11 protein-coding genes are annotated in these 14,625 nt (G+C 42.1%); 3 read left to right on the top strand and 8 right to left on the bottom strand.

The genetic code is table 11. The features are described from left to right. Positions 1 to 192: 192 nt before the first annotated feature. Entirely contained in the window at positions 193 to 2,109 is a 1,917-nt protein-coding gene (locus tag MKX60_RS00420) for a hypothetical protein (protein WP_341058827.1), read from the bottom strand. Positions 2,110 to 2,424: 315 nt separating this feature from the next. After that, entirely contained in the window at positions 2,425 to 2,784 is a 360-nt protein-coding gene (locus MKX60_RS00425; RefSeq protein ID WP_042184858.1) for a winged helix-turn-helix transcriptional regulator, read from the bottom strand. Between the two features lie 223 nt (positions 2,785 to 3,007). On the opposite strand from MKX60_RS00425, the gene MKX60_RS00430 reads away from it, so the two are divergent. Then, complete coding sequence (locus MKX60_RS00430) at positions 3,008 to 3,541, top strand: NAD(P)H-dependent oxidoreductase (RefSeq protein WP_076286105.1); 534 nt, start codon at positions 3,008 to 3,010, stop codon at positions 3,539 to 3,541. 62 nt (positions 3,542 to 3,603) lie between these two features. Here the strand turns inward: MKX60_RS00430 and MKX60_RS00435 are convergent, their stop codons facing one another. Both MKX60_RS00435 and MKX60_RS00440 read right to left on the bottom strand, forming a co-directional pair. Further along, positions 3,604 to 4,770, bottom strand: a complete 1,167-nt coding sequence (locus MKX60_RS00435; protein ID WP_341058829.1) for a DUF4317 domain-containing protein — start codon at positions 4,768 to 4,770, stop codon at positions 3,604 to 3,606. A 158-nt stretch (positions 4,771 to 4,928) separates the two neighbouring features. Then, positions 4,929 to 6,050, bottom strand: a complete 1,122-nt coding sequence (locus tag MKX60_RS00440; RefSeq protein ID WP_076286103.1) for an NAD(P)/FAD-dependent oxidoreductase — start codon at positions 6,048 to 6,050, stop codon at positions 4,929 to 4,931. A 219-nt stretch (positions 6,051 to 6,269) separates the two neighbouring features. Here MKX60_RS00440 and MKX60_RS00445 point away from each other — a divergent pair, with 219 nt between their 5' ends. Then, positions 6,270 to 7,457: a YhgE/Pip domain-containing protein gene (locus MKX60_RS00445; protein ID WP_076286102.1), complete on the top strand. Its 1,188-nt coding sequence runs from the start codon at positions 6,270 to 6,272 to the stop codon at positions 7,455 to 7,457. 46 nt (positions 7,458 to 7,503) lie between these two features. Then, the gene (locus MKX60_RS00450; RefSeq protein WP_283910204.1) at positions 7,504 to 8,043 is read left to right on the top strand and encodes a PadR family transcriptional regulator; all 540 of its coding nucleotides are present in this window, start codon (positions 7,504 to 7,506) and stop codon (positions 8,041 to 8,043) included. Positions 8,044 to 8,118: 75 nt separating this feature from the next. Here MKX60_RS00450 and MKX60_RS00455 read toward each other — a convergent pair whose 3' ends face one another. From MKX60_RS00455 to MKX60_RS00470, 4 genes are all read right to left on the bottom strand, one after another. Then, complete coding sequence (locus MKX60_RS00455; protein ID WP_341058831.1) at positions 8,119 to 8,979, bottom strand: hypothetical protein; 861 nt, start codon at positions 8,977 to 8,979, stop codon at positions 8,119 to 8,121. Then, positions 8,972 to 9,550, bottom strand: a complete 579-nt coding sequence (locus MKX60_RS00460) for a sigma-70 family RNA polymerase sigma factor (protein ID WP_052404147.1) — start codon at positions 9,548 to 9,550, stop codon at positions 8,972 to 8,974. The genes MKX60_RS00455 and MKX60_RS00460 overlap by 8 nt, the downstream gene beginning before the upstream one ends. Before the next feature lie 478 nt (positions 9,551 to 10,028). Next, entirely contained in the window at positions 10,029 to 12,443 is a 2,415-nt protein-coding gene (locus tag MKX60_RS00465; RefSeq protein ID WP_341058832.1) for a restriction endonuclease-like protein, read from the bottom strand. After that, positions 12,415 to 14,607, bottom strand: a complete 2,193-nt coding sequence (locus tag MKX60_RS00470; RefSeq protein WP_341058834.1) for an McrB family protein — start codon at positions 14,605 to 14,607, stop codon at positions 12,415 to 12,417. The genes MKX60_RS00465 and MKX60_RS00470 overlap by 29 nt, the downstream gene beginning before the upstream one ends. Between the last annotated feature and the right edge of the window lie 18 nt (positions 14,608 to 14,625).

The raw sequence follows: 14,625 nt of genomic DNA on the forward strand, positions 1-14,625 counted from the left end.
CTCTCCTTTAGAATAACGGGTCATTTTGTAATTTAATAATGGATCCGCAAGACTTATTGAGCAAGGGAGAGTTTAGTTTTAGGTGTTCTCACCAAGAGCACAAGTCAATCTTACTCAAAAAAAAGAGAGTCCCCCGGTAGCCACTTTTTATGACTATCGGGAGACTCCCTCAATGAGGTATCTGTTATAAGATTATTTAGATTTCTTTACAGTCGTCGATTTAACTTGAAATGCTCCATTTTTGTAAGCAAGAACAGCGGTTTCTTCGCCTTTAATTACGGAAGTAGCTTCACCATGAATCGTTTTTGTTGCAACAATCTCATAGACTCCGTTTTTATCTACATCAGATGCTTTCATTGTATTGTAGAGTGAACGTTTGCCATTCACTTTCACGTACTCATTAAGAAGAACTTTCACACCACTGTCTTTGAAGGATACTACGTAAGCATTGGTGCTGCCGTTGTTACCGCCTGAGTATACAGTAATCATGACATCTTTAGATTTATCTCCGTTGAAATCTCCAACGAAGTTAATTTTTGGCTGGTAACCCGTGAAGCCTTTGAGATTACTGTTAATCACTTTTTTAGTTTTTCCTTCTAGAACGACGATGTTGATATCTGTAACCAGTCCACCATTTGCGGCATCCTTGTTACCAATCAGTAAGACATTATCCGCAACACCATTACCAGTTACATCCACTTGTTGTTTCGCTAGCAAAATCGTTTTTGCTGTTGTTGTAATCCCCTTAAGCTCAAAGCGTTTGCCAACGGTGAAATCACTTGTTGTAGTTGATGGTGTAGTCGCTGGTTTGCTATCGGACTTAATGGTTTCTGTACCCACAACCTTGAAGGCACCGTCTTTGAAAGTAAATGTTGTTTTTTCCTCGCCTAGAACTATAGCTTCAGCGTCACCGCGAATTTTTCTAGTTCCCACCAGATCATATACACCATCTTTATTAAGATCTACTTGCTCTAAAGTGTTGAAAAATGCTGGTTTACCATCCACAACAGGTTTTACACTCAAAAGTGGTTGTACCTTATCACCTGTGAAAGACAATATGTAAGCATCTGTTGTACCATTGTTACCACCGGAGAATGCTGTAAACATTACATCATTTGCTTTGTCCCCGTTGAAATCACCAATCCATTGAATTTCTGGTTTAAAGCCATCGAAACCGCTGATTTTTGCATCCTTCAATGTATTTGTTTTGCCATCGACAACAACCAGGTTGATATTGCTTACATAACCAAGTTCATCTGCTTTGTCACCGATCAGATAGATTTTATCTTGGACACCGTCTTTATTAACATCGTTAACTTGTTTTCTGATAAGAACAGTCTTATCTGTTGTGTTAACACCTTGCAATGCGAAAGGTTGGCCAACAGTCAGTTCTCCAAGTGCAGGTTGTTTGAAGGGGTCTTCTTTAGTAGTTTCTGTTTTGCTAACTTGGAATTCGCCGTTTTTGTACGCAAACCATACTTTTTCATAGCCTGTTACCACTGAAGTAGCTTCACCATGGAGGATTCTGATTCCAAGCAGTTCGTTCACGCCATCATTTTCCACATCGACTGCTTCTAATGTTCTGAATAATGCCCGTTCGCCTTTCACCTTCAAATCCCCGCCCAGAATAATAGAAGGGGTATCATTCTTGAAAGTTACGATTCTAGCATTGGTAGAACCTTGGTTGCCACCGGAGTACGCAGTAATCATCACATCAAGTGCATGGTCATTATTGAAATCACTTACATAGCTGATTTTCGCGTTCAAACCACCAAAGTCTTTAATCCCTGCGTTTAACACTTTGTTTGTTTTGCCGTTTACAACGATGAGATTAATGTTGTCGAAGTCAGGAGATTCATTTTTGTCGCCGATGAGATATAAAGTGTCTTTCACGCCATCCAAATCAAGATCAACCGTTCTTGTTGCTATCAATACTGTATTAGCGTTCGTTTTAACCCCAGCCAGTGTAAATTTTTGTCCAACTTGATTAGTGGATGTTGCTACGGTTGAACTGGTTAGCGTTGTGACAGGATTGGCCATTGCTTGAGATGAGAAAGATGCGACTGCTGCTACACATAATGCAACGGATAATGTTTTCTTAATTTTCATTGTGTTTCCTCCGATGGTTTATAAAGGTTGGTGTCGAATACAATCTCATTATATTCCTAGAAACATAGGACAGAGTGACGGTAAGGTAACATTATCCTATTGAAAAAAAACAATAACTAAATAAAATATCCAAATCAGAGGAACTTCAAGCACTAAATAATGCCAATTTCTTTGGGGGATAACGGTCGAAAAATCAATAGAAACGCTTTCATTGGCTATACCATGGGATTTGAACAACCCTACTTTTTTTTAATAGTTTGATAACAATTCTGTAAAATCAGTTTGATTCAAATGACGCGCAAACCTATTCAAAGGCTACAACGCTTGGAACTCCTCCAATAAGACGACCTCTTCTCCTTGTTCTTGTCTGATTCTAATATTTTCTTTTCCCCAAGAACACATAACGTCAACGATCTTATTGGCTGTAACGCCATATTCCGTGAGGCTATATTCGACTTTTGGCGGCATCTGCTGGTATACGAATCTTTTGACAAGTCCATCTCTCTCAAGTTCACGAAGCTGCTGAATCAGAACCTTTTGTGAAATGCCCTGTATATTACGCTGTAATTCACTTGTTCTTTTGGCACCGGACATCAATAAGCAAATGATCAAAGCTTTCCACTTTCCGCCGATGATTTCTAGTGTTGCCTCTATCCCTAGATTATATTGTTTCATAGAATAACACCTCGTTCATACAGATCTAATTAAACTTACCCAAAACTTCATTTTTGCATATATTTTTTTGTGAGTCTAGTACGCACTTCGAAGTAACCATCTTACTTTATTGTTTGTATTTTCTTTTTATAAAACCTGCAGGATAATTGATGATATTCATAAAAATAAGGCACAGCATATTGAAGAAATACGCTTAATATAGGCCTGAGAATGGAGATTCATCATGAAAACACTGGTGATTTTGGCGCATCCCAACCTTGAGAATTCGAGGGTCAACCAGCGCTGGAAAGAAGCGCTACTGCAATATCCGAACGATATTACCCTTCATGAGATTTATAAAGAGTATCCTGACTGGAACATTGATATTCCTAGAGAGCAAAATCTAATGGAAGCCTATGACCATGTGATCTTTCAATTCCCTTTGTATTGGTATAGTTATCCGCCTCTACTGAAAAAATGGTTTGACGATGTGCTCGCTTACGGATGGGCTTATGGATCAAACGGTGACAAGCTTAACGGGAAAAAGTTAGGGCTTGCTATATCCATCGGCGATAAAAAAGAAAATTATCAACCTGATGGCTCTGTTTCTTTTACCGTAGACGAAGTAATTGCACCCTTTAAAGCCAGTGCCAAACATGTAGGTGCAGAAGCATTACCGTACTTTGCTGTTTTTGGAGCTTCTTTTCAAGCCAGCGATGAAGAAATTAATACTAGTGCAAAAGAATATATCCACTATATCTTTAAGTACCATATTTGATACAAAAAGGGCTATCCCAAGTCTTGATCAAAGACTTTAAGGATAGCCCGCTATTAAAAAATCTAAAGCGTTTCTGTAGTGAGTGTAAATCCTTCGATCACAGCATCTTCGTCAACCTCAATCAAAATGCAGCGTCTACCTTGATAATTCACTTGCTTCACATATTTCAAATCCTGTGGGCTGACCGAAATCGTAGCTACCTTTGTTTCGATCTTTATCGATTTTGTAGTGAATTTCGGCATCACACTACTTGCCTTCATCTCATAGTGCTTGTTGTCTACGATGGTTTCAAACGCACGTTCCACTTTTTCCATCGTCACGTCTTCAACACCGCTTACCTTCAGCACACGTTCTACATCTCTATAGTCGAGTTTAGGAGGTTCTTCTTCATCTTGGTTGGTTTCAATGACCTGGTGGATTTCCTCGTACAGCTGAGCAATGGTGGTCGCGTCAAGTTGTTCGCCCGCCACTTCCTTCACGATGTCTTCGAAAATAGCTCTCTCTTCCAGTGCCGTCACGGATCTTTCGGCGTTCAAGACTTGCTCGATGAAATGCGGATCTGGAAAATTCGATTTTCCCGTACAATACAGAATGCGGTTCACATCGGAATAATTGTCCGTCACGCTCGGGTAAAAGAAACCCTGCTCCGGCGTACTTAACTTGACGATCGGATCTACAATGACATTGTACTTAAATTCCCTTTCCACATAATCAAATAAGAGAGCTTTCCGTTGCTTCTCCGTGGAATTCACGCTGCATAGAATAAACGGATGCGCGAACATTTCGTTTTTCTCACTTTCCTCGGCTTCATCGTTTCTATCTTTGGTCGGGCGGTAATACTGTCCGCGAACAAAAGTGATCACCGTATCACGTTCATAATGAGTATCCGCCATCATTCTGTCCACCAACAGCAGCATCAGGTCCTGCCATTCATCTGGATCCCCTGTCACCAAAGCTTGGTGAAGCATCACCTGCGCTGGTTCCTCCACTTCCGCCTGAAACTTCAACTCGAACAATTTCTGATCCAGTTCGCCGGTCAAGAGCTTTTTGAAATTGCCCATATACAGCTCCTGCTTCTCTCTGTCCACCATTCCAAACGGCAGGCGCTCCCAATGATAGATCTCATTGCTTTCCTTCATAATATACACGTTGAGAATATCGTAAATACTCATTAAATCGTGATCTAGCTTAAATTGCTTGCGTATATGCGCGACTTCTTTCTTTATCATGATTCGTTAGACAACTCCTAGGAAGATAAATTGGTCTTTTCAGTATAAAGGATAAAAAAAACCTTCGCTATACTAGTTGAACTTAAGATTTTTCTATTAAGGTAAGTTCGTGACTCCGGTGAATGTTTGGACTTTCCCTCCATACGTGCTCGTTCTAATCAATTTATCGCATGCTCTAATGCATAGTCTTCAAGCGGAATATCTACCTGTTGATCCATGGCTAGCTTGGCTAGCTGTTCACCAAGAAAGGGTCCCATCGTTAATCCGGATGACCCTAGTCCATTAGCAACAATTAGTTTATTCCATCCTTGAACCCTGCCCAACACGGGAAGAAAATCTGCTGTAAATGGACGGAACCCTACTCTTATTTCATTTAGGCTGCAATCTGCAAGACCGGAAGCCGTTTGAAGACCTTTATTTAAAATTTCTTGCATTCCACCTGCGGTTACAGAGGTATCATAACCTACGACATCATTTTCGTGAGTAGCACCTACTACGATATTTTGATCCGCAAATGCAAGGATATATTGATCTGTAGGCGGCATTACGACAGGCCATTGCTCTGTACTCGCTTGTTGAGCAAGCTTCAAGTGCATAATTTGAGCCTTCTGATAACGCACCTGAAGCATGATCCCAAGCGGATGAAGCAAAGCGTTAGACCAAGCCCCTGCACACACAATCACCTCATCCGCTGTGAATGTCTGTTCTCCTACGCTAACCCCTTTAATTTCATGATCAGCATGCTCTAGAATAGCATCTCCCTCAATCATTTGCGCACCATTACGCTGTGCCGCCCTTAGCAAAGCATCACGTAATTCACGTCCATCCACTCTTGCTGCACCCGATACATGAAGCGCATGATAACCTTCCGATAATAATGGAAACTTCTCTTGTGCTTCAAGATCCGTCAGCATCGTAAGCTCACCTATTTCAGGGGCGTCCTCTCTACGAAGCTCCGCTCTTTCTTTCATCGCGAGTAACTTTTTCAAATCCTCATGAATACATATCGCTCCAACTTTTGCGTATCCAGTCTCGGTTTCTCCAGCCTCTTCCAACTCTTGAATAAGTGCCGGATAAAAGCTTGCTCCCGCCTTAGCAAGACGATACCATGCTTTGTTTCTGCGTTGAGACAACCATGGACAAATAATCCCTGCTGCTGCATCTGTTGCTTGTCCAACATCTTTACGATCTATAATGATGACTTCAGCACCTAACTTGCTTAACTGATAAGCTGCTGAAGCCCCTAATATCCCTGCACCAATTACAATAACCTTGTTCATGTCCGAAGTCCCTTCAGTTATTCACTTTTAATCAATACATTAACACATCCACTATATATCAATGTAACAACCCGAATGATGATTCATTCACTACTTATCCATTGTATCTTAAATTTGACATTTATAATGAATTATCGTACTATAAACACCACTCAGTTAAAAGTACTTTAATTAGAGTACTAAAATAAAAGTGTTATTGAGAAGAAAGAAGGTATACAGTTGAAGTTTTCACAGTTTTTGAAGTCCAAAGGGGCCATTGGTTCTATTTTTATGGGTGTGTTCTATGCCATTGCTATGCTAGGTATTTTCTTACCAGGGTATACAGCACTTCCAGGGAACATGGATGATTTAAAAATTGCTATTGTCAACGATGATGCAGGTAAATATGGGGCTCAGATTTCAAGTCAGTTCTCGGAGAGCTTACCATTCAAAACGATAAAAACCGATGTATCGAATAAAAAGGCGATGGATGAATTAGAGCATAATAAGTTAGCTCTAGTTGTCCATATTCCAGAAGAATTTTCCGCCAACGTTCAAAGCGGTAAGGTATCCGCAAGTATTGATTTCACAGTCAACGAAGCCTCTGCCACCATGGTATCTTCAGCCATGTCTTCCGTTGTAGGAGAGATTAACAAACAATTAAGCGCGAACTTCTCAGAGCAAACCGCAAAAGGTGTGTTAATGAACTTTAACGTACCAGAAGAACAAGCTACCGCAATGGCTACACAAATTGAAAATAGTTATGTCGGGAATTATGTTGTCATCAATGATGTTCCAGACGGCATGCATAACAACATGCTACCTATGTTCTTAACTATGGCTGGTTATGTTGGGGCAATGATTGCCTCCATGCAATTAGTTGCTTCTTTTAAAGCGAACCGCGGGAAAGCAAGCAAGACAAAACTGTTTATGTTCGTTCAATTAACAGCTTTATTAATCGCTATATTATCAACAGTCGTTGCTTTAGCCATTGCATTCTCTATTGCAGATGTAGACCTATCCTTACTGTTACCAGTTGCTGCTCAGCAAATTCTAATGTATATGGCTGCATTTAACGTATGTGCGATTATGGTCTTCCTAGTTGGCGAAGGCGGTATGGTCTTAAATATTCCAATCCTGCTCATGCAAACCATCGCCAATGGTGCTACCATGCCTCGTGATATGATGTATACACCATACGATTGGTTCGGCCGCATCACCCCAATGTATTATTCTGTGCAAGCTTATTTGGCACAAATGTTTGGTTCTATTAGTCCAGCCCCCTTCTTATGGGGATTAGCAGGCGTATTTGCCGGGGCTATGATGATTAACATTGTAATCGTCCGGTTTGTTCATAAACCTGTACCTGTGACTAAAGAAACTATACTGCCCGTTGAAGTTAAAAATACAGCTGAAATAACCGCCTAGGTTTGGTAAGATAGAGTTTAGCCAACAATTAGGAGTGGGTTCTGTGATGTCAATTCAAATTTATATCTTAAGTAAGTTAATGGATGAAAATAATTATCCTTATAAATTAAAAAAAGAACTATCCACCCCTATTCCTTTTGATAAATTGCTCAATCTATCTGAAAGCAAGCTATATTATCACTTTGAATCTCTTTCGAAACAGGGCTTAGTTGAACAGGTAGAGATTATCAAAGAAGAACATCGCCCAGACAAACAGGTGTTTTCCATTACTGATAAAGGGCGTAAAGAACTCCCGCTCAAAATTTATAAGGTAATAGAAAATGCAGAATCTATTTCAGAGATGATTGTCGCTCTTGTGAATCTTCGTTTTGTAGAGACTGATAAAGTGATCCCTATTATCGAGAAGAAAATTGAACAGTCACTGATAAGAAAAGATCAATTAAATCAAATTTACCATCAAATAGATGTAGTTAGCTCCACTCGTGAAGTCGTAGATTTCATGGAAAGCTACTACGTTTCTCAACTAGAGCAATCTATTCACTGGTGGAAAGATCTTTTAGAAAAACTGAAAACGAAAACGATATAAAGAAGACGCTCAGGGTAATCCCCTAGCGTCTTCTTTATGTGTATCTATGGGCATCTCTACCCTGAGTAGACCATCTTATTTTGAATCTACAACCGGAACCGAAGCTGGAGCTGCAACTACCCCTTCATTCTTCTGCAAATTCTCTTTCACTTCTTCAGTTCCTAAGGACTTTACAGGAGCACCGATGCTAAAACTGTCGATGATCTTCCCAAGTGTAGCTTGGTCAAAGTCTTCTTGGGCATACAGTTCAACGGTAAAGCCATCTTTTTCCCAAATCACAATTCCATTCGCAAAATAAACCTTAGTCCCGTTGATTACTTCTGTCTTCACTTCTTCCGTAGTGCTGATCCCGTTGTCTCCGCCCTTGGAGATTAGGAAATTAACAGCTTTATCCCCGGAGTTATACTGCACTTCAACCATGCTGGTCCCCTGAAGAACAACATTCACAAACTCATAGTCTGCCATCCAGGTTGGTGCCGGGAAGTTCATTCCAAGCTCCGCACGTGCTTCATCCAGGGTCAACTTGGCTGCAACCGGCAATTCAATGGCAACATTCTCCCCGCCTTTGGTCTCTTCAGATGGAGTCATCGACTGTGCAGCCGAAGGGATTTCCTTATCGTATTGCGTGATTTCGAGATTTCCCACTTCAAACTTTGCCATGATCGATTGGAACATATCCTGTGCATAGGAGGTTGCAGAGAATGCTCCACCTAGACAAATTACTGCACTACCAATCACTATTGCATTTCTCCAGCTACTTTTTTTCATCGTTATCCCGTCCTTTTTCTCTGATTTGAGTTCAAGAGCTCCATGGTCCAACTTGTATACTAAACGGTTATAAATTCTTTCTTTGGCGGCAGTGTTATCCTGTTCGACATTCTCAAGCAGCTCTATGGTTTTGCTGAATTTTGTGAGATCATCATTTTTCTTATTCATGGTTGAATCCTCCTGCTTTTAAGGAAATATGCAGTTTCTTCAGACTTCTATGCAATACAACACCAATATTGGACTCACTGACTCCCATGATCTGTGCGACTTCGGAATTTTTCAGCCCAGCCCCATATTTCATTGCAATGATATTACGTTCCTTCTCACGTAGCTTGGAGAGCGCCTTAAACAGTGCTTGATTATTATCCTCACGAATCGCCAGTTCCTCCGGAGACGGCTTGGGAAATATGAGCTCCAGCAAAGAATCTAGTGAGGTGTAGCTTCTTTTCTTCTGCCCCCGGAAGTAATCCGTCACAGCGTTCCTTACAATGGCAAACAGCCAAACCTCAAAATTCGATTTTTCTTCTGAAAAGCTGTAATACTTACACATCACCGTCTCAAATACCTGACTGCAAATGTCCTCTGACACGTGATGGTTATTAATACGATAACTAATATATTTGTAAACACGTTTGTAGTACGTATCGTACATCCGGGTAAATTCCTCTTTTGACATCATGGCACCACGTGATCTTTCGATATTCTTGTAACGGTCCGCAGTACCCTGGATAACTTCCATCTTCACCCTCCTTCCACCTCACCTTCATCGAAAAGCTAAACAAATTGCGCAATTTGTTGTGAAGAAACTTACATAAGTTAATACGTAGAAAAGCCCAAACCATTAACAAATGTTTTGATAATTGTGGGATGGTGGGAAAAGGGTGAAAGATCACAATCCGTAAAAGCGGCGATACTTGAGTTGCGGGGTGGATATATGTGTGGGAGAGAAGGGGAGAGTCTCAGCGCTATAATTCAATGATTTCATAATTATGTACTTCAAGACTTTCAGAATCTATACAAAACAACTAGTACATCCAGTGCATCTATAAGCTTTTCCATGTGATCTCTTTCTATATAACTGTTATCATAACATGTTCATTCCAAGTACCGTCTATTAACAGGATGTTTTGTATTTGCCCAATTTAAAAATCCTGCCATTATCCAGCGGGATGCTTGATAAATGGCAGGACAATAACCTTACTTCATGTTCACTAACTTTAAATATTCCGAACTTCAACAACCTTACCTAAATCCACAAACTGCTCATGATCCACCTTCACCTTCACTCTGCCCTTTCGGCGCTTCTCACGCCATTCACGAAGGTCTTCCTCCGTTTCTAAGCGAAGCTCCGCGATTTCCAGCGCTCGGTCTAGGACATATTTGCTTGTGTAAAGGACTGTATTTATCCCCTGTCCCCCTAAAGCAATGTGAGGCTTTAAAGGTATCCATTCCTCGACAGTGAATCTAACATAATCTTTCTCTTCCTTATGAGGTTCAGGGACAATCTCCTTTATTTCCTTCCGTTTCACCACTTCCCAATCTATCACTTTACCCACCCAATGAATCCCTGTCTTTGCAGGATCGAAGAATTTCCTTCTCGATTGGCACATCGCTACGTATTCAATTTGGGTTATTATCTTCTGGCTTGCAAGGTTCTCCACAGGTACATGGTAAAAAGAATGCTGCCTGGCCACCTCCACTTGTTTGGGGCCACGAACAGAGCCGACAAGAACATTTTTACCCGCGAGTTGGTTGGCATAGTATTCTTTCGTACCGCGTGGACGAGTCGAGCGTTCATAAGCCTTTTCCGGACTATCCTGAATAATCTCATCTAAAAATTGCTCCACCAGGCTTGTAGAATTCGGTAGGAACGGCAAAGCGCCAATATTCAATAGCTCGATGCTTTTGTAGAATTGGTGGGTCTTATACCGCTCCTCATCCGGATAGGGAAATAACACATAGGCGCCGAACATGCTTCGTTCGTATTCCCCCGAGCCTTTCTCCTGATACACTATGGCGTCACGATAGCGGTGCATCGTGTTGATGTCATCCTCTTCAGGTCCAGGTTGTCTATAAGTCCCGTGATAGGAAGTCCCTTCATAAGCCGGATTTAACCGATACTTCGCATCAAAAATATACTTATACTCTTTGATTTTGCCAGCATCCTTCTTCTTCAGTGTCAGCACATTATCCGGACGCTGATTGAGCGTCGGGGTCCTATCCGAGCTAGGAATCGCATTATAATACAGGATGAACTGCTCTCCGTTAACTGGATTCTCGTACACCATCTTAGCGCTCTGCGAGCGGTCAAGTGTAACAAAAATACCGTTCCGATTCACCTTAATAATATCCTGCTTCACCAGTTTATACTTCTGCCCCAGGAGCTGATTCAGCTTCAAGAAGCACCAGTACTCATAGAGCTGAGCGACATCCTTCATAGACAGGCGCAGCAGATCGCCTTGGATCGACAAGCCTTTGAGCAGCATGAGATAACAGCGATAGACTTCGCGGTATCCAGGGGCCATCTGCAGCACCAGTGTAACGGACATCTGCCTCAGTACTCCAACCTCACGCAAAAAATCCATCTTGAGCACCCGCTCTAGTTGAGTGAGCATGGTGTCTATCCTTTTTATTAGTAATGGATCTGGGGTTCGGTTTTTAATCTTCCAGCGACTCTTGAGCTCTTTCAACTTTCCATGAATACGTTCCAGCATCCAGCGGATGAACCGATTCTCATTAGTATCATAGGCGAGGCGTCTTCGTGTCTCGATTAAATGTGTAGCTGTGTAATTTCGGCTGCCGATGGTCAGGAATCCATGGTCCATGTCTTCTCTTAATCGTTCGGGATGCTTCGCGAGCTCGCGGATGTTCTCTCTTCCTGCCTTTTTGACCCGATTGGCGTCCACTAGTCGGCGATCCTGGAGCAGAGCATAATTAGGATTCTTGTTAATCCGCTCAACGGCATCCAGAAGCTGTCTAAATACATGCTGAAGTATAGTGAAAAACTCCGTCAAGCTCTGATGCTGCGTTTCCCGCAGGCCTGTTAATTGGTAGGTTTTACGCAAAAAATCAAAGGCCAAATTATAAATCTGCTCATTCACTTCATTTAAAATATTCTGGTAATCCAGCTTGTAATCCATTTTAGAGGGAAAGATCTCCATCTCTACCCGCAGCAAAGCCTGTCCTGAACTACGGATCTCCCACTCCGTCAAACCTACCTCATTCCCAAAGTTCAGCACACCCGCAAGAATAGACTCACCTAGGGGCTTAATCGCCTGCCGAAGCAGCACATTTTCATGATAAAAAGATAGGTTAGCAGCGGTCTTCTTCTGAATCACCAGCTCATACGACTGTGTCTCATAAAAACAAGGAAAAACTGACTCCCCCGGCTGCCAGTCCACCATCCCTTGGGCTTCAGGAGAAAAGACTTTAATCTGAACATTACCAAGCCGTTCGGAGCAAACAAGCCCTAGCTGCGCACTCACCCATTCCTGACCAGAAGAACGATGAAGCTGCAAGGTCTCCACCGTAGGATGATAAGGCCGTCCTTGAAGAAAAAGCGTAAAAAGCTCCGTTTCTACACGGAGCAATTCTACCGTCTGATTAAGAGAGCCAGTAAGAGGTAAATCCATCTTCCTCTAACCTCCTAAGCATAAAAGCCAATTTACGCGCACTTTGTGGATGTTTAGCCGTAGGTGGAGTTTGGCCAGCAGCCCATTTCAGGTAGAGTGGAGAAGCATCATTGTCCATAAGATCTTCAATATTTACCGTCACACCAGATCCGGTACCAAGAGCCCCTTTCATCAATTTCAATAATACCCGGCGAACCGAAGAATGACTTCCTTGAATACGTGGTAGTATCTTTTGCAGCAGTTGCCAGTCAAACGCTTCTTCCTCACTCATCAGCTTGTACCGTTCGTTATAGATCATATAGAAGCAAATCGCATCCCGTACCCGAAAACCTACATGAGCGTGGATATCCTCAAGCAAAGCATTGATCTTAACCAATCTCTCTGTCGTCCGTACAACAAGCTCTTTGTTTGTATCATAGGCATCCACTAGCTGCAAATAATCGGAACGCAGAAAAAGATGATTCAGTTCGGCAACGTCAGAGCTATCACTGGTCTCTACCTGCACATTGAAATCCGGATACTGCTGCAGATTAATATAATTGAATTCTAGTGTATTGGCTCGATCCAGTACCTTTTTGCTAAAAGGATGTGTCGTTTCGTCCATGTTCACAGTCCCGATTAAGAACACATTCTCCGGGATACCCAGGCTGCCAAACTTCACTTGATCCTCAGGTGTATCCAGCAGGGTAGAAGATATGAGATCCTGTGTCTGTATCTTCCCCTCCTGCCAGTCCTGTGTTTCCAGCACACTTAACAGATCACTGAAATAATGCTCTACCCGCGCCAAATTCATCTCATCCATACAGATAAAATATGGCTTATGTCCATTCTCCGGCTTCCGCGCCTCTACTAATACTTCCGTGAGCGGACCCGGTTTGAACCTGCCCGAAAGATCCTTGTATCCCAGCAGATCCGCAGGATCACTCCAATCCGGCCGCACTGGGATCAAGGTAAACTGGCCGTTATTCCCCGTTGCACCAAAAGCCTCTGCAAACAGCTTCACCAACCGAGTCTTCCCTGTACCCGATATCCCCGCTAGTATGACAAAAGGCTTTGTCTTTAGGGAGAGGTAAAAATTCTCGATAAGGTGCTTAGGGAAGAAGAAACCTTTGCGGCGGATGTGGGATTGGATTTGGTGGAGTAATGTTATAATCGTAGAATCTGTCGGTGGTAAAATAGGGATCACCTCATGTGCGTTCTCCGTATTGGAGGCAGCCTCATCTTGATCTAGAATGGTAAAATTAGGCCAAATGACCTCAGCAGTTAACGATTGAAGCACTTGAAGTCCTTGTCTTGAAAAGCGAAACAAATATCCTTGATTAACTCCGCCTCCAGAATGAAGCGGACCTTGGGTTAAGTTTACTTGCATAATTTGCTGATTAAACTGTTGTAGCATAATGGGCGGAATGAGTTCCACATACTCTGTTCGAACCAAACGACCATCCTCTTGCCAGTTCGTATTGGCCATAGAGCCTGGCTTGGGTGCTTCCACCGCAGCATCAGTTACCTGGCTTACATAACGAATAGCTTTATTTGAATAATGGAGGATGATATCTCCTTGTTTAACTTCCCTCATCATCTCCCAATGATATAGCTTTCGGCCTTGCGAATTCAGTAGGGGCGCCCACAGAATCCCCTCTTCCTTCTCCGCTTGAATAGTCGTTCCCTGATTCACCCACCATACATTAGGCTTCGACTTAAACGTTATAAACTCTAAACGGTATTCGAAAGGAACTCCTGTGGCAAAGAAATCTATGTATTCAGCTTGATCTTCAGGAACGACAACCTGAGGTCTCTTCGCATCATCTGCTTGTTGGTTCGTTCTCTCTTGCATAATGTAGGAATATGAATGCGAGAAGGTTTCAATTAACAAATTCTTCAACGTTTGATTTCCGTTATAGCGGAGTTGAAGGGCTTCCCGACCAGCAGATACTTGATCAATTTTAAATAATGTGGCTTCATAGTTCTGATCTTCATGCACCAGCTTAACTTTTCGCCCTTCACCTAAACTAGGCTGTTGACCTTGGTTAGCTTCTAAAAAATCCGGATGAAACTCAACTGGAATATGAGTGCCATCACGAAACATGGAAAAGTCCACCTTTTTCCGACCGATTAGGTTAGGGATCTCTGTATCCTTCCACCAGCTTCGTAGTTGTTTGATCATTTATGTTAACTCCCTTAG

The sequence above is a fragment of the Paenibacillus sp. FSL R5-0914 genome, from assembly GCF_038004525.1.
Taxonomy (GTDB): domain Bacteria; phylum Bacillota; class Bacilli; order Paenibacillales; family Paenibacillaceae; genus Paenibacillus_AQ.